Source organism: Nonomuraea sp. 3-1Str, assembly GCF_031570565.1.
GTDB lineage: Bacteria > Actinomycetota > Actinomycetes > Streptosporangiales > Streptosporangiaceae > Nonomuraea.
Genome location: NZ_JALHBK010000078.1, coordinates 1 through 534, shown reverse-complemented (window position 1 = coordinate 534; position 534 = coordinate 1). Strand labels below are relative to the sequence as shown.

The window sequence follows — 534 nt, the reverse complement described above, 5'->3', positions numbered from 1 at the left end:
CAACCCGCAAGGGGGGGAGCGGTCGAAGGTGGGGCTGGCGATTGGGACGAAGTCGTAACAAGGTAGCCGTACCGGAAGGTGCGGCTGGATCACCTCCTTTCTAAGGAGCATCGGTCAGAGGGTTCACACCTTCTGGTCCATGTCGTGACTGCAAGCGCATGTCTTGCACACGGCGGCTCATTAGTGGAGCACTGGCTAGTCAGCCGGCTGGGCTGCCGGACCGTAAGTACCGCCTTCCGTGAGGAGGGAGTGGGAACGGGGTCGTCGGGGGTCTGGCTGGGTCTGAAACACACTGTTGGGTCCTGAGGAAACGGACCAGCCAACGGGCTCGCCTCTCTGGGGTGGGCTCGTGGTCTGTGAAGACCTCATGCAGGGCCATGCCGAGCACGTCTGTGGATGTGTGAGGGTGGTTGCTGTTTGTTGTTTGAGATTTGCATAGTGGACGCGAGCATCTTTGTGGCCAAGTTTTTTAGGGCACACGGTGGATGCCTTGGCATCAGGAGCCGATGAAGGACGTGGGAGGCTGCGTTAAGC

1 rRNA gene is annotated in these 534 nt (G+C 59.9%); it reads left to right on the top strand.

Annotation, left to right across the window (positions count from 1 at the left end):
* A 16S ribosomal RNA gene (locus MTP10_RS41860) occupies window positions 1-100 on the top strand; the annotation flags it as partial.
* Window positions 101-534 lie beyond the last annotated feature (434 nt).